This is a genomic window from Paraglaciecola sp. MB-3u-78, assembly GCF_002835935.1.
GTDB lineage: Bacteria > Pseudomonadota > Gammaproteobacteria > Enterobacterales > Alteromonadaceae > Paraglaciecola.
Genome location: NZ_PJCF01000086.1, coordinates 247,285 through 268,040, shown reverse-complemented (window position 1 = coordinate 268,040; position 20,756 = coordinate 247,285). Strand labels below are relative to the sequence as shown.

Here is a 20,756-nt window from a genome sequence, read left to right as displayed (position 1 = left end):
AACAAGCATCTTTAGACTATGACCAGCAAATCTATAGAGATAGATCGGTCGTGAGATTATTAAATAGCGGGAAACTATTATTGTGAATAAAATACTTAAATTCGGCGCATTATTTGCCATCAGTACATTGTATGTTAGTTCTGTTTTGGCCATCACAGTCAGCGATAAAGCCCACAAACTAGCCCAAGAAAACATCATAATTGACTCACATATCGACGTGCCTTACCGCCTCGAAAAAAAATGGGTAGATGTTACCAAGGCCACAGCAGATGGTGATTTTGATTACCCTCGCGCCAAACAAGGTGGACTGAATGCACCTTTTATGTCGATTTATATTCCAGCCAGTTTAGACAATTCGGCCAACTCAACTAAATTAGCCGACAAGCTGATTGATTACGTTGAAGCGATAGTAGGCCGTGCACCCGATAAATTTGCCATTGCCACCAGCACCGCTGAGGTTAAACAACAATTTGCAAAGGGTTTGATTTCACTACCATTAGGTATGGAAAATGGCTCTCCTATTCAAGGTGATTTAGCCAACCTACAACATTTTTATGAACGGGGTATTCGTTATATAACACTGGCCCATTCAATGGCTAATCATATCTCTGATTCATCTTACGATTTACGCCGCAAATGGAAAGGGCTCAGTCCATTCGGTAAAGAATTGGTAGCCGAGATGAATAAAGTAGGGGTGTTGGTTGATATTTCCCATGTCTCTGATGCGGCTTTTTATCAAGCCCTTGAAATAAGTCAAACCCCCGTCATTGCCTCACACTCCTCATTGCGAGCGTTTACACCTGGCTTTGAGCGTAATATGGACGACGATATGATCAAAGCACTGGGCAAAAATGGCGGCGTGATCCAAATTAACTTTGGTTCAACCTTTGTCACCAAACGTGCCAATGCTTGGAGTAAAAAACGCAGTGCAGGACAAAAAGAGGCAGAAGAAAAATTTGGTAAAGACAGCGAGGAATATAAACACTTTCGCGACCAATTTGCTGAAGAAAACCCACTGCCTTATGCCACATTAGACAGCGTATTAGATCATATTGACCATGTAGTAAAACTGATTGGCATTGACCATGTTGGCATTGGTTCTGATTATGACGGTGTGGGTGATTCTCTACCTACAAATTTAAAAGACGTGTCAACTTATCCCAACCTAATACAAGGTTTGATAAATCGCGGATACACTGATGCACATATTATTCAAATCCTTAGCGGTAACTTTATGCGGGTGTGGAAAGCCAACGAAGAGTACGCAGCTAAACACTAAAACAACAACATAAAAAGCACCTTATTAATAAGGTGCTTTTTATTGCCTATATGTTTGTCTTGCCTTGGACCTAGCATTTTAGTCTTCGGCGAGCTTATCTTGCGTCTTATTGTCAAAATCGCTGGCGTCATTACGCTGACGTAATTGCCCTTCAGGCTGGCCCCAACTGCGATTCACCATTTTACCGCGCTTCACAGCGTGTCTGGCATCAATCTGTTTGGCCCAGCGCAGTAAATGTGTATATGACTCGACATCTAAAAACTCAGCGGCTTCATATAATTTGCCAAGTACCATAGCGCCGTACCATGCCCAGATAGCCATATCAGCAATAGTGTATTGGTCACCACAGATAAATTCTTTATCTGATAAATGGATATTGAGTACATCAAGTTGACGTTTTACTTCCATCGCATAACGGTCAATTGGGTATTGGTATTTTTCTGGCGCGTAAGCATAAAAGTGTCCGAATCCGCCACCCAACATAGGTGCGCTGCCCATCTGCCAAAACAACCATGACATACACTCTGCCTTTTTCGCAGGATCACTGGGTAAAAATGCGTTAAATTTTTCTGCCAAATACAACAAAATGGATCCCGACTCAAATACACGAGTAGGTGGATTGGTGCTATTGTCCATCAAAGCAGGTATTTTTGAATTAGGATTAATATCCACAAAACCACTGCCAAACTGCTCTCCTTCCATGATATTCACTATGTAAGCATCATATTCAGCCCCAGTAAAACCGGCCGCCAGCAATTCTTCTAACATCACAGTGACTTTTACGCCATTAGGCGTCGCCAAAGAATGTAATTGTATGGGGTGTTTACCTTTTGGCAACACTTTATCGTGAGTTGCACCCGCAATAGGTCGATTGATATTGGCAAATTTACCGCCACTATCGGCGTCCCAAGTCCAGACTTTAGGAGGGACGTAAGTTGCATCTGTCATATTAAGGTTTCCCGTTTAAATAAAGTGAATCAGTATGAATAAGAGTAAACATCATAAAGCTTTCAACAGTTATGGGGGTAAAACCTCAAACATAAACCATTCAGAAAAGAACAGGTTGTAAAAACTAAAAAGGGCTTCAAAAATTTGAAGCCCTTTTTATAAAATGAAACCAACCACTAACGCTAGTATTCCCACCAAGACTGTTGCCACCATTCTAAAAACTCTTCAAAGTCGATAGAACCGTCGTTATTCTTATCGATCAGGCCAAAGCCTTCTTGAACATGGCTCGCTTTGGTTTTAGGCGATAAAACCGTTAACAACTCAATAAACTCTCTTAAGCCAATTGTGCCGCTGCCGTCAGCATCAAAGAAATCAAACTCTTTTCGAGCTTCTGCAATTTTTTCGGGGTCTAATGCTTTTTCAGACATAATTTCTTCAACTTTTATTTTAATGAGTTAAGTTTAACGCTTATGTTGAGTCAGTGTCTATATTCTATTAATAACCCGGTCAAATAAGTCGTCTATTTTTAAGTTAATCAACCGTTACTTTTACCCATAGCAGAGCGCTGCGCTCGGCGACTAGCAGCCTTTTGTTGGCGTCTTAACTTGATGGCCTTGCGGGCTTCTAAACCCAAATGTTCTTCATTACGCTCTTGGGCTAAACCCACTTGTTTTTCACGCTCTCTAAAACGCGCGAGTTGTTCTTCACTATGTTTACCATGGCACTTGGGACAACTCACACCCGCTTCAAATACGTCACTTTGTTTGTCTTGTTCGGTAATAGGCAAGCGGCACGCATAACATTGGTCATAATGGCTTTTTTCTAAATCGTGATTCACCGCCACGCGGTTATCAAACACAAAACAGGCGCCTTCCCATAAGGTATTGTCTTTGGGTACGTCTTCTAAATACTTAAGAATGCCACCTTCAAGGTGATACACCTCATCAAACCCCTGCTCTTTTAAATAGGCAGTGGATTTTTCACAACGAATCCCCCCAGTGCAAAACATCGCGACCTTTTTGTTTTTAGCTGGGTCAAGATTATCTTTTACGTATTGAGGAAACTCACGAAAAGATTCTGTATTTGGATTAACCGCATGCTTAAAAGTACCAATTTCAATTTCATAATCGTTACGAGTATCAATCAGCAACACCTCAGGATCGGAAATCAAAGCATTCCAATCAGCAGGCTTAACGTAAGTGCCCACTGTCTTGAGAGGGTCTATACCTTCTACCCCCATAGTCACAATCTCTTTTTTGAGTTTAACTTTAGTGCGATGAAAAGGCTGAGTTTCATCAAGAGATTCTTTCACTGATATAGGATTAAGCCGCTCATCAGCGTTTAACCATTCAAGCAATGCATCAATGGTTTGGCGAGTGCCAGACACGGTACCGTTAATGCCTTCTTGTGCGAGAAGCAAGGTGCCCCTGATATTATTAGACTCCATAAACTGGAGTAAAGGCTGGCGAAGTGCTTCGAAGTTTTTAAGAGTGACAAATTTATATAACGCGCAGACGACGTATTTTGATGGTTCAGACGAACCTGAAATATTTGACATAATAACTACCTTGCGAGTTGGGGCGTAATCCCAGAGCAAAAATTGGAGCGGGATGGTAGCAGGTTGTGGGGTTTTGCGCCAGCGCTGGGAGTTTGTCATTGCTTGGACTAGCGAGTAAAACTTCGAGCTTTTAGAGCATGCGCTAACGCTTACTGCCATCCCTGGCTTTTTTCAAACAGCATCCCGCGCGGCGTCCGCTTGCTGTACGACTTACTTTTTGCCTACAGCAGCATAAAGTAAGCACAAATTTTTCTGGAAAAAATTTGAACATCAATAAGATGGCCAGAAGGGTGAAATACAGGACGTATTTCATAAAAAGTGCCGCTCGAGGGCAATGCTCTTCATCCACTTATTTACTCCTTTTTGCAGGTCGTAATGATTCGTTCCAGACGAGCCATTACTCAATCGCCTGTCCTTGGCGATTGCCCTACAAAAATGAGTAAATAAGTGGCGAGCCTTGAGTCGAGAGTAGAGCAAAAGATTAAAAATCTGCTTTGCCGATTTTCTTTGGTCGCTTCGTCACTGCCTTTTCATCTTTTATTATAATTTCAGCAAAAAACAACTTATTTTAGGGACGAATAGAATGGATGCAACTGATTTCAACGAACCTGACCCTGCAGGTACAGTAAGAATCAACTTGTTTTAGGGGCGAATGGATTGGATGAAACTGGATTCAACGAACCGGACCCGCATGTATTTGCTTCAAATTGGTACAACGTATTTGTAGTAACAAGTTTAAAAAAATTATTAAACTTACCGTTACCAATAAGTTTAATTTTATAGTCAATAACAATTAAATCGTCCTAACATTCAACGATCACATGTTTAAAGTATGCTCACCTACTGAGTAGTAAGGACCAACCCCAAAATCATCATTATTTAAGTCGGAAACCACCATGGAGGTTGTCATTATTAATTGAAATTCACCTTCCAGTTCACTGCACTCTTCAGCTATTATTCTTTGAAAATTTTGACTTCTTTTCTCCTGCATTCCTTTATCTTCGATGTTGTCAAACATTGAGAAACAAGGAATTCTGAATTGACTATCCTCAACAGATACGAGCAAAGCTGCCAAGTGAAAAGAATTCTTGAGTATGACATTTGAACTAGCAGAAAAGTTGGCTCTCCCATTCAATCTCATGCTATCAGTAGCAAAATCAAACTCGAAACTACTAGCATTATTAAACGCATTCTCTACACCATCTTCAGAGAGTATTTCAATTACTTTGTTGGAAATCTTATTTCTAACCGACTTTCTTCTAATATTGTTCCTGCTTTCAATAAGTCTTAGAGATAAATCCAACTCATTTATTTTTGACTGTAAATCGTTCTTATAATCTCTTTTTTGATCGAGATCTGACGCCAATGAATGTCTCTCTTTCAAGCTTTCGATTTGAGCTTGGATGAAGCCCTTTTGATTTGCATAACTGGCGATTTGTTGCTCAAAGTCACTAGAAAACGAGTTAATTTCGTTGTAATTAATTCTTAGCTGCTGAAGTGTTTCTTTGTGATTTTTTAAACTCGCTTCTAATTCAGCTCTTGTTGTTCTTTGCTTACTCATCATCAACTTTGTCTCAGACATTTGAAAATCAAGTTCATTCAAAGCCTGAATATAGCTTTCATTTGTCAAATCTTTCTGGCAGTCTGCTTTACAGAGTACACAATTTTCTTCGTCCTCAGTTTCGGTGATTTCACAAAAACAACTTGGACAATATTTAAAGTTAACTGCTCCAATGTCTTTGTGTGTGACTTGCGCTTGTTGTAGAGAACTTCTTCGATATTCGAGAGATTGAAGGAATTCTAAGCTTTCAGAAATGTCATAAGAAACACTTGTAAATTCAGACTCTATAACGGAAATTAATAAGGCCTGTTGCTCAATACTTTCTTTAATAACACTCGAATGTGACTCAATTTCAGATGTCTCACTAGGTGAAATGTCTTCTGATTTAGCAGATCTTGCTATATCCAATGTTTGTAGACTTTCTAGCAACACCTTAATTTCCGCATCGATTTCTTTTGATGTAGCTTTGATATTTGTTGCGCCTAATACCTTGTATATAGTTTTTAGTTCATCATCTACTTTTTCGAATTTCTTGGTGGCCTCGTAAAGTTTTTGTCTTAATGAATGTGCTTCCAAGTCATCAAAGCCGAAAGCATATTCTCCAATAGCTTTTCTCATAGACTCTTTATCGTAAGTAAATGGTTCGGTTCTAAAAATTTTGGACGCAGGAGTATCCTGGTCAATATACAAAATCCTCAGTAGTTGATGAAGAGTTAAAGAGTCACTATCTGCGGTAATGTGTTGTTCAAGGCCTAACAGACTGAACAATTGCATTGAGTAGCTTTTCCGATTTTCAGATTTGGCATTCTTGTAAGAGGTCCACTCAGGACCTTTTTCAAGTGACTCCTCTAACGTCCCCTCAAAAATCTCAATTTGAGGTCTACTCGCTTCTCCTTCAATTGCCCTTCGAAGTACGTAATCTTTGTTACTCATCTTTAGGGCTAAAGTTATTCTAGTGCATTCAAGCGCTTCTTCCTTCCAATAGTCCTTTTTGATATCACCACCCAAACCATAGGAGATAAGCTCCATTATTGTAGATTTACCCGTTCCGTTAGCTCCTCTTATCACGTTCAAGCCAACATGATAATTCTCGTCATATACAACTTTGGAACCTGAATTTATGATGACCCGTCTAATTATCAACTTATTATTATTCATCATATTTGTACTCCAACAACCCTGTCTTTTCCTTCAATCCCGACTTTCCACCCCACTTTGATGACAGGAGACCTTCGGTGATGACTTTAAAAACATCAGATTTTACAAAAGTATCGTGAATAACCAAATCAGCAACTCCTACAGGTAAATTATCTTTGTCGAGAGCAATCGTTCCATTTTCAAATAACTCTTTATTTAAGATTCCTTTGGCACATAAAATTCCAACCGCTTCTTTATGTATTTCATTCATTTCAAAGAATAACCGTCGTTGATTGGAAATCTTTTCATAAGCGCCTGGAATGTTTACAACGTATTTTTTATAGGCTTTGATATCGTTCGGCCACGGAGATATTTTTTTTAATAAATGTGGGAATGAATAGTAAAAGTCTAACACTCTAATTTTTTCGAACGAACACCCACCTTCTATATTCATCAACAAAGATATTAGTCGGTAAATGCAATGATTAGGGTCCTTGGCGGGATGATATATAATCATTTTATATGCCAATTCAAGTAACAATTTCCAGTTAAAAGAAACATCATTCCTCTAATTTGCTTTGGAGTTAAAGTCGCATCGGCTGGAGCTACTTCGTCGGCAAGCGGCAGAATAATTAATTGGGATATCGCCAGATCGATTACAGTTGAAGACTCCTCGTTTTTAATCATTGGAACAATCAATGAATTAAATTTTTCTTCGATACGGCTCAAAAGATTAAGGTGGATCGCTGCATGATGGGTAGAGAACTCATACCTTGATAGCCTTTTTGCGAATTTATCCTTACAAGCAGTCGCTTCATCCAATAAGTCTTCTCGTCCTCCTGCTTTTAGTTTATTAGCAAGTCCAATGATATCGCGCGCTGGCCTTGGCTTATCGTATTCTTCTAATTCATCTTTAATAGACCGAAATTCTTCACTCTTACAGTCAATATTTTTATATTGCTCAACAAGAATAAGAATTGCCTGAGGATTTATTTTCGGAGCTTCAAAATTAAAGCTATATTGGTTTTTAGTTCCAATAAAAACGTCACCTTTGTCAATTTTGACGCCTGATATTCTAGGTCCTTCACTGGGCTCATCAGACTCTTTACTCATCCTCTAAGCTCTTTTTATTCCCTATAAACACATCACCAGTGTTAATATCTACGTCCTTAATCTCCGAGTTTTGAGGGGGAATTTTATTAGACCTAGTGTTTTTATTTCCAATGAACACATCACCTTTATCTGTCTTAATACCAGATATAAAGTTATCAGACGGCTCTACTTTATCTTTCTTCCGAGAACCGAATACTAGTAAGAAAAGAGAAATAGTAAACGTTAGGCCAACAATAATCATCAAGATGGTCTCACTCTGATTCACTTCAATTACCTTTGAGAAAATGAAGTAAACCAAAAATGCAGCAAGTGTTGAGTAAGGGGCTTTTTTAGCGGTCAGCTTTAAAATATCCATTTTTTATCTGCTCAGTTGAATTCTGTTAAAATTGAAAATATGTGTTAAAAGTCGATTTAACTAAGCTTTTAACAAACGCTCGGTTAGATTATCACTCAAAATCATAAAAATCATAAAAATCAACATTTTATGGCAATAAAGAAGACACCCATCTCAAGAAGACAAGAAAAATCGGCTTTGCCGATACCCGCTTTAGTGGCAACGCCACTGCTTTTCCGCCTTTAAAGTTTCAGTACAAAAAGGCTTATTTTAGGGGCAAATGGCAAGGATGCCATTTGAGCGAAAGTTGGATGGAACACATTTGTAGCGACCCTAAAATAAGTCTTTTTGTGCGGTTAAGAACTTTTGCAGCGAGCGGCATTTTCTGGTTACTCTTTTTTGCTGTTGAAAAAGAGTAACTGGCTAGAAAGGATTCTAGTCAAAAACCATCACGGAAGATGGCGCGAAGCGTGCTTTTGCTTTGAGTTCTTTGCCCTAAATGGCAATTACATATACCCACCCGATGTAACCACTTTAACTTAGTCAATCACACATCCATGATGATCGGCACTCAATCTCGACTTCCTTGTCGAGATGCTCAACTGGGCGAAGCTGTGCTTCTAAAGAGTCCAGTTTCGCCTTTAAAGTTTCAGCACAAAAAGGCTTATTTTAGGGGCAAATGGCAAGGATGCCATTTGAGTGGAAGTTGGAGGGACTCATTTGGAACGACCCTAAAATAAGTCTTTTTGTGCGGTTAAAAACTTTAGCAGCGAGCGGCATTTTCTGGTTACTCTTTTTTGCTGTTGACCATATTTACGGGATAAATATGGAACAGCTTTAGCTGGCCTTTAGGTAAAGTGCATGGACGCACTTTATAAAAAGAGTAACTGGCTAGAAAGGATTCTAGTCAAAAACCATCAGGGATGATGGCGCGAAGCGTGCGTTTGTTTCTATAAAGAGTTAAAACATGCGCTAACGCTTACCACCCTCCATGGCTTTTTTCACACGAAATCCCTTTCGCCCGACTTACTTTTTGCCTACAGCAGCATAAAGTAAGCAAAAAGTGCCGCTCGAGGGCAATGCTCTTCATCCAACTATTTATCCCATTTCGTAGGTCGCGCTGAGCCGTTCCAGACGGCGCACCGCTCAATCGCCTATCCATGGCGATTGACCCACAAAATAGGATAAATAATTGGCGAGCCTTGAGTCGAGGGTAGAGCAAAAGACAAAAGCATCAGCTTTGCTGATTTTCATTGGTGGCTCCGCCACTGGCTAAAAATCAATTATCTTGGATTTCCTGTTAATTATTTCATACTGATTACTTGCCCAGTAGTAGATAAACTTCCGCATAAAAGCAAGATCTAGGAAAAGTTCCGTTTTTCTCCAATCGTAACATTAGAAAATGGTAATAAAGTTAACCTGTACAATAGGTTAGAGGCTGTGATAGAAATAGGTCATGTAGAAAGACGTAAAAAATCCGTGTTTAAACACGGAACTTTTCCGGCTATTAATATTGTTATGCAATCAAACCAAGGTAGTGTCATATGTTCTGGTTCAAGAGTAAAAGAGGGAGCCTTTACAAAGAGTATCGGAAGCTGGCTCCTGAAAATATTGTGAAAAGGCTTAACCTATCAGATATACAACCTGATCAGGTTGTATTCACGATGTACCAGTTATGCTTGTATGGTGGCCTTGATTTACAAAACACCCTCCATGAAACAGGCATCATTGAATCTGCAAACCAGGACAGCATATTTATAGAGGGCGTAGCGTACACTTGGGCTAATTTACATTGGTCAATAATCACTGATACTGACCTTGCCATTTATGAAGACAGCATTTTAATACAAGGCATGGACGTTGGCGGTAGCGTATTAGCTGAACTTCTCAGTAAGCACTCTGGGCAGCATTTAGATAAAAACTTCGCAGCGTATTATCAAGCGGCAAATATGCCAAAAGCCGATGAGATCCTAATGGCCAAGTTACTTAAGCTAAATGGTCTTGAATCTAAAGACCTTCTTAAAGACCAAGTATCAGTAACAATGGCTATAAAAATACATTCATCAACAATAAATCAAGGTTTACTACAAACAGCTAAAAGAGTTGTGCGCTTTTATCTTGGCCTTCCGATTGAGTAAAGTGCATAACAATGCTGTGAATTAAGATTTGGATAAGCCGTCATCATTTTTGCAAAAAGCCGCACAAAGGCCGCACAAAGGCCGCCAACTCACCCAAACCCATTACAGCGGCGTTAGCAAGTCGGGGAATCAATCCTTAGCCGCTACGTTACAATAATTAAAATTAACAGAGTTCAATCAGCAATATATGAACATGAGAAAGTATAATGCCATTAGAAACATTCGAAGATAAAATTAACGCTCTTGAAGCAGAAGAAAAACCATCCATTTTATTAGCAAATGGCTTTTCTCAAGCATGGAATCACAATATTTTTAATTATCAAAATTTACTTCAACAAGCGAATTTTGGAACTCGTAATTCGATTATTAGAGATATTTTTACTAATTTTAATACTTTTGACTTTGAAAAAGTTATGAGAGCACTTGAGGCTGCTGAATTGGTTTGTGATAGTTATGCAGTCGATCAGGCTAAGATTGATGAAATTAAAATTGACCAAGAGCAATTAAAAAACTCTCTCATTCAGGTTATTTCACAAACCCACCCTTTGAGATCAAGCAATATAACAACTCAACAATATGAAAGTGCAAAACCTTTTATTATTCAGTTTAAGAATATTTTTACGTTGAATTATGATTTGTTACTTTATTGGATTGTTAACAAATTTGATATTAATCCACGAGGCTATCATACAGATGATGGTTTTCGTCACACTACTTGGGAAAATGCAGAAGATCAAAATGTATATTTTCTGCATAAAATTACATGGACACCCATTGTAAAATTACATTAAATTACATGGACACCCATCGTAAGAAGAAAAGAAAAATCGGCTTCGCCCAGTTGAAAGGCAATTAACAGAACACCCATCGTAAGAGAACAAGATAAATCGGCATTGCCGATACCAGCTTTGGTGGCTCCGCCACTGCATTTTCCGCATTTAAAGTTTCAGCTAAAAATGGCTTATTCTTGGGGCAAATGGCATGGACGCCATTTGAGTGGAGGTTGAAGGGATACATTCGGAACGACCCAAGAATAAGCCATTTTTTGCGGTTAAAAACTTTAGTAGCGAGGTAAGCGATCAATATAGCACGTCTATTTTTTAGCTCGGTTTAACGGCAAAATTTCATCATTATTCAAACAGAGCATAATGATGAAAAAAACACGACGAACACCCCATCAGTGGCAGCAACTGATCAGCGATTGGCAACACAGCGGGCAAACGGTCGCAGAGTTTTGTCAGAGCCAACACGTCACCCCATCCAGTTTCTACCTGTGGCGAAAGCGATTAGACACGGATGTCTCTGAAACCACTTTGTCTCCCTGGATTGCGTTGTCGTCATCACCAGGAACGGATGTTGTGAGCGGGAATGATTGGCAGCTGGAATTGTCCTTACCTGGCGGGGTGATATTACGCATGAAACAGGGCCAATAATGCTGCTGCCTTCCCATCCGCGTATTTGGTTATATACGGTGGCTGGACAAATTACATGGACACCCATCGTATCTAGGAACTAAAATTACATGGACACCCATTAAAATTACATGGACACCCATCGTAAGAAGAAAAGAAAAATCGGCTTCGCCCAGTTGAACATCTCGACAAGCGGACGCCGAATGGAAATTAACAGGACACCCATCGAATGGAAATTAACAGGACAGCCATCGTAATATAGTAAGGAAATTCGGCTTTGCCGATACCCGCTTTGGTGGCAACGCCACTGCTTTTCCGCCTTTAAAGTTTCAGCACAAAAAGGCTTGTTTTTGGGGCAAATAATTGGCGAGCATTGGGTCGAGGGTGAAACAAAAAACAAAAGCATCGGCTTCGACGATTATCTTTGGTAGCTTCACCACTGGCTATAAAAAAATCAGTTACCTTTGGTGCCCTTTTAATTGTTCCCATTTATTAACAAGTTTTTATCCATAATGGCCAGAAATGATAACCTTCCACAAAATCTTCGAAAATTACACTTCCACGGCTAAAACCCATACTCAAAACTCAGTCGGCACTAGTCAGATTGAGTGTTTTGAACCATTCCATTATTGTGGCTGCCCTTCTTGTTTTTGTGTGGGCATGTAGTATCGGCAATTTATACAGAATAAACCTTTGCCGTTTCATTATTATCATCGTTACTGCAAGCTAATCATTAGTTAGGTTGTTATAAAGGGAATTAAATTAATGCGCATCATTGCACGATTTGTATTATTTCTAAGCTTCATTCAATTGGCCTATTCACAAACTGAGCTTGAGCCTGTTAGTGCCTACGGCAATTTAGAAAACAAGAGTATGTACACAGTTTCACCAACAGGTGAATATGTGGCTTATCGCGACACCAAAAACGACAGGGACCTTGTAGTCGTCATCAGTACAAAAGATTTTAGTTTTGTTAATGCTGTCAACGTTGCCGAAGTTAATCCCAACCGCTTATATTTTGTAGATGATGACAAATTAATTATGGTGGTCAGTCAAAATAATCGTATATATGGTTATAAAGGCCGCCACGAGATTCGTCATGCATTTGCTTACAACGTCACTACCAAGAAACTCCATCAAATGCTCACTCCCGGAAGTGGCGATATTACTACTGCGCAAAATAATTTAGGCAGAATAGTGGGCATTTCCCATGACAAAACTATGGCCTATATGCCAGCTTATGATGAAGAATTAAGGCTTAATTTATATCGCGTTAGTCTAGAGAAGAAAAAGAGAGAGCGAGTTCATGAACGAGGAACAAAGGACACTATCGATTTTTTCATGGGTGACAACGATAAAGTAATTGCCCGCGAACGCTTTATCAAGAGTAGAAAATTGCACATCGTAGAATCATTTTTCAGTGGTAAATGGAAGGTAGTGTTTGAACAAAAAACTGACTTCATGGTCACAGGGTTTAACGGAGTAACGCCCGACAAAAAGAGTTTAGTTATGTCGGTTAATCGTAAGAATGGGCTGCGTGCTTACTATTCACTTTCTCTTGAAGATGGCAGTGTCACCGAGCCATTGTTCAGTCGAGAAGACAAGGGCGTTGAGAGAACAATAACGGACGTTAATCGCATTGTTTATGGCGTAGAATATTCGGGCTTTAAACCTTCATATGAATTTTTTGATGAAAAGCTGAATGCTCGTATGAGGGGTATTGATAAAGCCTTACTAAAATATACCAACCGCATCGTAGATTATACTGAAAACTGGGACAGCATCATTTTTTATTCAGAAGGTGTCAATAATCCCGGAAGTTTTTTAATGTACAAACAAGGTGGCCTTACTTTGTTAGCAAAATCCCGCCCCGACTTGTCGATTACTAGTGTGGCTAATTTAGAAGAATACGCTTACGAAGCCAGAGATGGATTAGTAATCCCTACCCTATTAACTTACCCAAGAGGCAAGGAACGAACGAATTTACCGGCGATTATGATGCCTCATGGTGGGCCAGCCAGTTATGATAAAATACGCTTTGATTACCTAGCCCAATACTTTGCCAACCGCGGCTATCTAGTTATTCAGCCGCAATTCAGAGGGTCAAAAGGTTTTGGTGCTCAGCATACAATAATCGGTCGTGGCGAATGGGGTCGTAAAATGCAAGATGACCTGACTGACGGAGTCACTCATCTTGCAGAAGCAGGCGTCATAGATCCTTCTAAAGTCTGTATTGTAGGTGCCAGTTATGGAGGCTATGCGGCATTAGCTGGAGCAGTGTTTACACCAGATTTATACAAATGCGTGATTGCTATCAATGGCGTATCAGATCTAAACGACATGATGTCCTCTGAAAGAGCGAAATATGGTAATGATCATTGGGTAATCACTTACTGGGACAAGATTATTTCAGGCGGCGAATTTGATAAAGAGCATCTTAAACAGATTTCACCAATCAATCATGTGGAAAAAGTCAAAGCACCAATATTACTGATACATGGTGAATACGACAAGGTGGTGCCATGGTCTCAGTCAGACGATATGTTCGATGAGCTAGAGGACGCAGATAAAGACGCCACCTTTATTAAACTTAAAAAAGGCGACCATTACCTAAGCAGTGCTATAAATAGAATGAAAGCCATGGAAGCTATAGACGCTTTTTTGAAAAAGCATATGTAAGCTTTTTTGATATGTTTAGAAAAGTTAAGGTTTTGAGATTTTGAGCTTCCTTCAAAAGGTAAACTGTTATTTTAATAGCTAATTAACAGGACACCCTTCGTAAGAGTAGCTAATTAACAGGACACCCTTCGTAAGAGAACACTGTATGATTTTTATCCACCTCAATCTATTGTTATGCCTTTCCGACTACGTCATAATGTGTATAAATACACCATTCATTACACATAGAGGCAACATGAGAACGAATATTGTAATTGATGACAAATTAATGACCGATGCACTCAGTGTATCCGGACTACAGACTAAAAAAGAAGCTGTCGAAGAAGGCCTTAAAGCTCTAATAAAACTAAGAAAACAAGCTAACATTCGTAGCCTCAGAGGAAAGCTTAATTGGGACGGTGATCTTAATGATATGCGCACGACTGAATGATATTGGTCGATACTAGCGTTTGGATTGATTACTTCAACGGATTAGCATCCCAAGAAACTAATTTATTAGATATCGCTTTGATTAATGATGAGGTCGCGATTGGTGATCTCATCTTATTAGAAATACTCCAAGGATTTAGGTCTGACAAGGACTATGAAACGGCTAAAGGGCACCTTATGGCCCTACATCAATTCAGCATGCTTTCACCCGATATCGCAATCAAAGCAGCAGAAAATTATCGTATGTTAAGGAAAAAGGGGATAACGATAAGGAAAACCGCTGACGTAATAATTGCTACATTTTGTATAAATAACCGCATTCCTCTACTATTTTCTGACAGAGACTTCATTCCTTTTACAAAACTCTTAAAACTTCAATCAGTTGCAACTCAAACATAACAGATTAACTCCTTTCAACAAACCTGACCCCACAGGTTCTACGCTAGCCCCTTTACTAATATTGCTCTCCAATTATAGCGCGTCAACTATCTTGACCGGTCAGAGCAATTAACAGGAAGAGCAATTAACAGCAATTAACAGGACACCCATCGGAGCAGCAATTAACAGGACACCCATCGTAAGAGAACAAGATAAATCGGCATTGCCGATACCAGCTTTGGTGGCTCCGCCTGCATATTAACATCCAACCCGATCACCTAATAACATTGATGCCGATCACCTAATAACATCCATCCCGATCACTCAATAACATCGAAGCCGATCACTTTATGGTTAAAATGTTATTGAGTGACCGGCTTAATGTTATTGCCCAACTTTTACTCTTTTTTGTCTTTCCAGTAGGTGTTTTTAACCGTTATTCTTTTCATTTTTGATGGTGAGAATAACTATGCCAATGGCACCTATTTCAATGCGTAAGTTAAAAGAGATTTTAAGACTCAAATACGGCTGTTTGCTCAGCCATCGAAAAATAGCCAAAAGCTTATCTATTTCAGCGTCAATCGTGTCTATTTATGCCATTCGTGCCACCTCTCTTGGGATCACTAGCTGGCCGCTTGATGAAAAATGGAATGATGAGACGCTTCAACGAGCATTCTTCACAACCAAACCTAAGAGCAAGGGCTACATCATCCCTAATTGGTCTGTCGTCCAGCAAGAGCTGAGGCCGAAAACGATGACATTGCAGTTATTGTGGGAAGAATATGGTGAGCGGTATCCAGAAGGTTTTTACAGCTACAACCACTTCTGTCGTCTATATAAAACATGGCTAACATGTCAAAAACCGTCCATGCGTCAAAACCATAAAGCAGGTGAAAAACTGTTTGTTGATTATTGTGGACCCACTATGAATATTGTGGACTCAACAACGGGTGAATGCCGCACAGCACAGGTTTTTGTGGCAGTCATGGGCGCATCTAACTACACCTTTGCAGAGGCTACGTTTAGCCAAAAACTCGAAGACTGGGTGATGAGTCATGCACGATGCTTTGAATTTCTGGGTGGCGTACCTGAATTGGTCATCCCAGATAACTTAAAAAGTGCCGTGACAAAAGCGTGTCGTTACGAGCCGGATCTGAACCCAACCTACCAACAACTCGCCGCCCATTACGATACCGTTATCGTGCCTGCCAGACCTTATAAACCCAAGGATAAATCGAAAGCTGAGGTGGGTGTTCAAATCGTTGAACGTTGGATAATGGCGCGACTTCGCAAGGAAAGCTTTTTTAGCTTGCGACAGTTAAATCTAAAAATACAGACACTTTTAACCGATTTGAATCAAAGGCAAATGAAAAAGCATCCAGGCTCAAGGCTATCCCAATTTGAAGCGATAGATAAACCCGCACTGAAACCTTTGCCGTCACAACCTTATCGCTACACCTTAGTGAAACAGGTCAAAGTGCATATTGATTATCACATCGAGATTGAAAAACATTACTACTCGGTGCCACACGCCTTGATCAAGAAAAAGCTAGAAGCACATGCTACGGGGCAACTGGTCACACTTTATCATCAAGGGGTACAAGTGGCCGTTCATCCAAGATCATACCGCGTGGGAGGTCACAGCACCCTGGATATCCATATGCCAATCGCCCATCAAAAACAGCAGCAATGGACCCCCGAACGATTTGAAAGTTGGGCAAGAAAATTCGGAAAATCAACCGAGCAATTTGTCATTCAACTCATGCAAACCAAAAAACACCCCGAGCAAAGTTACCGTGCCTGTATGGGCGTATTGAGTTTAGGAAAAAAGTTCACAGACAAACGACTTGAAGCTGCCTGCTACAGAGCTTTAGCAACAGGTGTTACGCGAGTAAACCAAGTGAAAACTATCTTAGAAAAAGGTTTAGATAGCCAACCTCTACCGGAAAAACAACTGGATCTTCTAAGTGAGATCGACCATCAAAATATCCGTGGCAATCATTATTACCACTAATAAAACCTAAGGAAACAACATGCAATCAGTGACGCAACAAATCAATACTCAATTAGCCACGCTAAAGCTAAGCGGCATACGTGATGCGTTATCACAACAAAGTGAACAACCCAATCTATACGTCGAACAAAGCTTCGAAGAGCGGTTATGTTTATTGCTTGACCATGAAATAACCCAGCGAGATCAACGTAAAATAGATCGACTGACCCGCCAAGCCAAATTTAGAGTGAACGGGATATTAGCCCAGTTGGATTATGGTGCGTCGAGGCAGTTAAACAAAACGCAGATCCGCTCATTAGCACAAGGTGAATGGCTTCGTCTTCATCAAAACATACTGATCACAGGGGCAACAGGTTGCGGTAAAACCTATCTTGCTTGTGCGTTGGGTCATAACCACTGCCAGCAGGGAGAAAACGTTTACTACTTCAGGCTCAAAGAATTGCTTGAAAAGATGTTTATGGCACAAGCGGATGGCAGTTATCGAAAATTGATTAACAAACTCACGTCAGCAAATTTACTGATCTTAGATGATTGGGGATTAGAGCCATTAACGCCGCAACAACGCAGTGATTTACTTGAGTTAATTGATGCGAGGTATGACACAAAATCCACACTGATTGCGAGTCAATTACCAATAGAAAATTGGTACGATATGATCGGTGAATCCACACATGCAGATGCGATCCTAGATCGGCTTGTTCACGGGGCAATTAAGTTAGAATTAAAAGGCGAATCCATGCGAAAAAAACTAAATTCCTTGACTGAAGCCGATCACACAAGTTAGATTTTACTGAGTTCTACTGGAAGACAAAAAAGTGATCGTCTTCAATGTTATTGACCGATCGGTTTCATGTTATTACGCACCGCCACTGCATTTTCCGCATTTAAAGTTTCAGCTAAAAATGGCTTATTCTTGGGGCAAATGGCATGGGTGAAACTGGTCTTTTTAGAAGCGCCGCTTCGCCCAGTTGAACATCTCGACAAGCGGACGCCGAATGGAAATTAACAGGACACCCATCGAATAATGAAATTAACAGGACACCCATCGAATGGAAATTAACAGGACAGCAGCCATGGAAATTAACAGGACAGCCATCGTAATATAGTAGCCATCGTAATATAGTAAGGAAATTCGGCTTTGCCGATACCCGCTTTGGTGGCAACGCCACTGCTTTTCCGCCTTTTATTAAGCGACAATTAACTTGACCAGCTAGCGGCAACCATCTTGACCGGTCGTTCTGTTAAGGTTCGATACTGAAATTCAATAATTAACTAATTAACAGGACACCCATCGTAAGAAGAAAAGAAAAATCGGCCCCAGCTTCAAGGTAGAAGTGCACCACCTTTGCTAACCTAATTAGTTACGGAGGTGCACCATGGGTATTCATTATTCTCATCTATCTAATTTTGAACGTTGTCGTCTATTTGAGTGGTATCACTATCAGAAAAAATCGATACGCGAGGTGGATCGATTACTTAATCGTTCACATGCCACTATTAGTCGAGAGATAAGGCGTAATCGAAAAAATAAAGAAAAATAAAGAAAACATATATGGACGCTCCCGTGAAGTCAACGCAATACTTGCCCCTTCGTGCTGATTTTCAGCACAAATATCGTTGTAATATTCTCTTACCGCTAGTCTGTTGTGTTGAAGGCAGTCTTAAAAATGGCTTAGTTCTGACATATATTCAGGCTCTTTATTGAAATGGTTTTATCATTTCAGGCCTCTGATGAACTCCGAACCACATCGCCTTTAAAACACCCACACGGATTATTATCCTTGTCTAAGTCTGGCTTTGATGAGGTAGGGTAGACCGTTTTCTTCATCATTTTGTGACTAAGCGGGGGTGGGTAAAAAAGTGTTATCCCGAGTCTTGCCTTCCACAACACCCACACAGGCTTTGTGCCTTTGTCTCGGACGGAATTGAGCAAAACCGGGATAACGTAAACTGATTCATATTAAGCACTGACCTCTAAAGAAGCTGGCATAGCGCGATAACGCTCCTGACGCGTGAGCAATATCCAGATTAAACGTGCTAAGCGATGTGCGACGGCGACTGCCACTTTATTAAACGGTTTGGAGACGCGAAGCTTGGTAGCCCATAGAGATAGAGGGTCGGTACTTTTTGCTGCACGACTGACCAGGGCTCTGGCGCCGTGTACCAGTTGTTTACGCAAATACCGGTCACCGCGTTTGGTAATACCGCCCATTTTACTGATGTTACCCGATGCATGTTGTTTGGGTGTCAGTCCTAACCACACTGCAAACTCTTTCGGATTGTTAAACGCTTGGCCTTTATCGATGGCCGCTAACAATGCAGAGGCATTAATCACACCGATACCGGGAATGCTGAGTAATATCTTACCGCTCTCACTGTCATCAACAAATTCATCTAACTGTTTTTTGATGCTTTTAAGGCGCTCTATGGTGGTGTTATATTCACTCAACATCTCCTTCACCATGTCTTGCAATCGCTGACTATATTGAGCGTTATCTGTGACGCTGTCCAACCCATTTAACAGCGCTTTGTGACCACAAGGAAACACCACGCCAAACTCACTCAATAACCCTCTGGCTTGGTTACTCATCGCAGTTTTGTTTTTGATAAGTCGCTCACGGATACGATGTAAGCAGGATATTTCCTGTTGGTGCTCGGTTTTAATCGGTACAAAGCGAATATACGGACGCTGACTGGCCTCTGTAATCGCAAAGGCATCGTTGTGGTCATTCTTGTTGCCTCGCACAAAAGGCGTGACGTGTTGAGCTGGGATAAGCTTTACATCATGGCCTAACTTAGTCAGTTCGCGCCCCCAGTAATGGGATGAATAACAGGCCTCCATCACCACCATCGTAGGCGCCTGCTGACGCATAAAGTCGAGCAGTTGATGTCGCTTTAACCGCTTATTAAACTGCGACTTCATATGCTCATTCACTCCACAAACCTGAAATACATTCTTTGCTAAATCGATACCAATTGTTCTAAGCTTCATTTTGGACGCTCCTTATGTAAATAGTCTGGTCAAAAATACTATTCTGGCGCATTGACGCCGTATTAGGGAGCGTCCATCTCATCATCCATCTTAAGAAGACAAGAGAAATCGGCATTGCCGATATCCACTTTAGTGGCTCCGCCACTGCTTTTCCGCATTTAAAGTTTCAGCTAAAAATGGCTTATTCTTGGGGCAAATGGCATGGGTAAAACTGGTTTTTTTAGAAGCACCGCTTCGCCCTGTTGAACAGCTCGACACGCGGACGCCGCGCGGGACGTCGAGATTGTTACGCGGTAACCGAGTGCCGTTCATCATGGATGTGTAATTGACTAAGCTGAAGTGTTTGCATCGGGCAGGAAAAGAACATTCGTAACGAACCAAAAATAAGCCATTTTTTGCGGTTAAGAACTTTTGTAGCGAGCGGCATTTTACAAAGTACATCCCTATACTTTGCCCTTCGGGCCATCTTGCAGATGTTCAAAATGGTTCCCGAGCATTTTGTCTGGTTACTCTTTTTCGCTGTTGACCATATTTACGGGATAAATATGGAACAGCTTTAGCTGGCCTGAAAGGTAAAGTACAGGACGTACTTTATAAAAAGAGTCACTGGCTAGAAGGGAATCTAGTCAAAACCATCAGGGATGATGGCGCGAAGCGTGCTTTTGATTTTTTACAAAGAGTTAAAGTATGCGCTGGCGCTTACTGCCCTCCCGCGCGGCGTCCGCATGGCTTTTTTGACACGAAATCCCTTTCTGTGCGTCCTGTAATAGAAGGCAGTAAGCAT

The 20,756-nt window shown here is 40.6% G+C and carries 19 protein-coding genes; 11 read left to right on the top strand and 8 right to left on the bottom strand.

Annotated features, from left to right (window positions below; genetic code table 11):
- The first annotated feature begins 82 nt into the window (after window positions 1-82).
- Window positions 83-1,279, top strand: coding sequence for a dipeptidase (locus tag CXF95_RS27530; protein ID WP_101201596.1), 1,197 nt, complete (start codon window positions 83-85; stop codon window positions 1,277-1,279).
- Window positions 1,280-1,357: 78 nt separating this feature from the next.
- Here CXF95_RS27530 and yghU read toward each other — a convergent pair whose 3' ends face one another.
- The 7 genes from yghU to CXF95_RS27495 all read right to left on the bottom strand — a co-directional run bounded on the left by yghU (window position 1,358) and on the right by CXF95_RS27495 (window position 7,951).
- Window positions 1,358-2,227: a glutathione-dependent disulfide-bond oxidoreductase gene (yghU, locus tag CXF95_RS27525; protein ID WP_101201595.1), complete on the bottom strand. Its 870-nt coding sequence runs from the start codon at window positions 2,225-2,227 to the stop codon at window positions 1,358-1,360.
- 182 nt (window positions 2,228-2,409) lie between these two features.
- Window positions 2,410-2,655, bottom strand: a complete 246-nt coding sequence (locus CXF95_RS27520) for an EF-hand domain-containing protein (RefSeq protein ID WP_198556731.1) — start codon at window positions 2,653-2,655, stop codon at window positions 2,410-2,412.
- Between the two features lie 107 nt (window positions 2,656-2,762).
- Window positions 2,763-3,785 (bottom strand): rhodanese-related sulfurtransferase, encoded by a 1,023-nt coding sequence (locus CXF95_RS27515; protein WP_101201593.1) that lies wholly within the window; start codon window positions 3,783-3,785, stop codon window positions 2,763-2,765.
- Between the two features lie 817 nt (window positions 3,786-4,602).
- Window positions 4,603-6,507: an AAA family ATPase gene (locus CXF95_RS27510; RefSeq protein WP_101201592.1), complete on the bottom strand. Its 1,905-nt coding sequence runs from the start codon at window positions 6,505-6,507 to the stop codon at window positions 4,603-4,605.
- The gene (locus tag CXF95_RS27505) at window positions 6,497-6,937 is read right to left on the bottom strand and encodes an ABC-three component system middle component 5 (RefSeq protein WP_369809354.1); all 441 of its coding nucleotides are present in this window, start codon (window positions 6,935-6,937) and stop codon (window positions 6,497-6,499) included. The genes CXF95_RS27510 and CXF95_RS27505 overlap by 11 nt, the downstream gene beginning before the upstream one ends.
- A 59-nt stretch (window positions 6,938-6,996) precedes the next feature.
- Window positions 6,997-7,596, bottom strand: a complete 600-nt coding sequence (locus CXF95_RS27500) for an ABC-three component system protein (protein WP_101201590.1) — start codon at window positions 7,594-7,596, stop codon at window positions 6,997-6,999.
- Complete coding sequence (locus tag CXF95_RS27495) at window positions 7,589-7,951, bottom strand: hypothetical protein (RefSeq protein ID WP_101201589.1); 363 nt, start codon at window positions 7,949-7,951, stop codon at window positions 7,589-7,591. The genes CXF95_RS27500 and CXF95_RS27495 overlap by 8 nt, the downstream gene beginning before the upstream one ends.
- 1,523 nt (window positions 7,952-9,474) lie before the next feature.
- Between CXF95_RS27495 and CXF95_RS27490 the strand changes: the two genes are divergently transcribed.
- The 10 genes from CXF95_RS27490 to CXF95_RS27450 all read left to right on the top strand — a co-directional run bounded on the left by CXF95_RS27490 (window position 9,475) and on the right by CXF95_RS27450 (window position 18,521).
- Window positions 9,475-10,068, top strand: a complete 594-nt coding sequence (locus CXF95_RS27490) for a hypothetical protein (protein WP_101201588.1) — start codon at window positions 9,475-9,477, stop codon at window positions 10,066-10,068.
- Window positions 10,069-10,274: 206 nt separating this feature from the next.
- The gene (locus CXF95_RS27485; protein ID WP_101201587.1) at window positions 10,275-10,859 is read left to right on the top strand and encodes a DUF4917 family protein; all 585 of its coding nucleotides are present in this window, start codon (window positions 10,275-10,277) and stop codon (window positions 10,857-10,859) included.
- Window positions 10,860-11,216: 357 nt separating this feature from the next.
- A complete protein-coding gene (locus CXF95_RS27480) occupies window positions 11,217-11,501 on the top strand; it encodes an IS66 family insertion sequence element accessory protein TnpB (RefSeq protein ID WP_157828280.1) in 285 nt (94 codons plus the stop codon).
- 744 nt (window positions 11,502-12,245) lie between these two features.
- Window positions 12,246-14,159 carry a S9 family peptidase gene (locus tag CXF95_RS27475; RefSeq protein ID WP_101201585.1) on the top strand — a complete coding sequence of 638 codons (1,914 nt, stop codon included), beginning with the start codon at window positions 12,246-12,248 and terminating at the stop codon, window positions 14,157-14,159.
- 235 nt (window positions 14,160-14,394) lie between these two features.
- Entirely contained in the window at window positions 14,395-14,589 is a 195-nt protein-coding gene (locus tag CXF95_RS27470) for a type II toxin-antitoxin system VapB family antitoxin (protein ID WP_101201707.1), read from the top strand.
- Complete coding sequence (locus CXF95_RS27465) at window positions 14,586-14,987, top strand: PIN domain nuclease (protein ID WP_101201584.1); 402 nt, start codon at window positions 14,586-14,588, stop codon at window positions 14,985-14,987. Before CXF95_RS27470 ends, CXF95_RS27465 begins: the two co-directional genes overlap by 4 nt.
- 448 nt (window positions 14,988-15,435) lie before the next feature.
- Window positions 15,436-16,980, top strand: coding sequence for an IS21 family transposase (gene istA / locus CXF95_RS27460; protein WP_101198950.1), 1,545 nt, complete (start codon window positions 15,436-15,438; stop codon window positions 16,978-16,980).
- A 19-nt stretch (window positions 16,981-16,999) separates the two neighbouring features.
- On the top strand, window positions 17,000-17,764 hold the full coding sequence (istB, locus tag CXF95_RS27455) for an IS21-like element helper ATPase IstB (RefSeq protein WP_101198951.1): 765 nt from the start codon (window positions 17,000-17,002) through the stop codon (window positions 17,762-17,764).
- Window positions 17,765-17,830: 66 nt separating this feature from the next.
- The gene (locus tag CXF95_RS31010; RefSeq protein WP_157828279.1) at window positions 17,831-17,986 is read left to right on the top strand and encodes a hypothetical protein; all 156 of its coding nucleotides are present in this window, start codon (window positions 17,831-17,833) and stop codon (window positions 17,984-17,986) included.
- Between the two features lie 370 nt (window positions 17,987-18,356).
- On the top strand, window positions 18,357-18,521 hold the full coding sequence (locus CXF95_RS27450) for a helix-turn-helix domain-containing protein (RefSeq protein ID WP_101201583.1): 165 nt from the start codon (window positions 18,357-18,359) through the stop codon (window positions 18,519-18,521).
- Between the two features lie 419 nt (window positions 18,522-18,940).
- On the opposite strand, the gene CXF95_RS27445 is transcribed toward CXF95_RS27450, so the two are convergent.
- Entirely contained in the window at window positions 18,941-19,972 is a 1,032-nt protein-coding gene (locus CXF95_RS27445; protein ID WP_101201582.1) for an IS110 family transposase, read from the bottom strand.
- Between the last annotated feature and the right edge of the window lie 784 nt (window positions 19,973-20,756).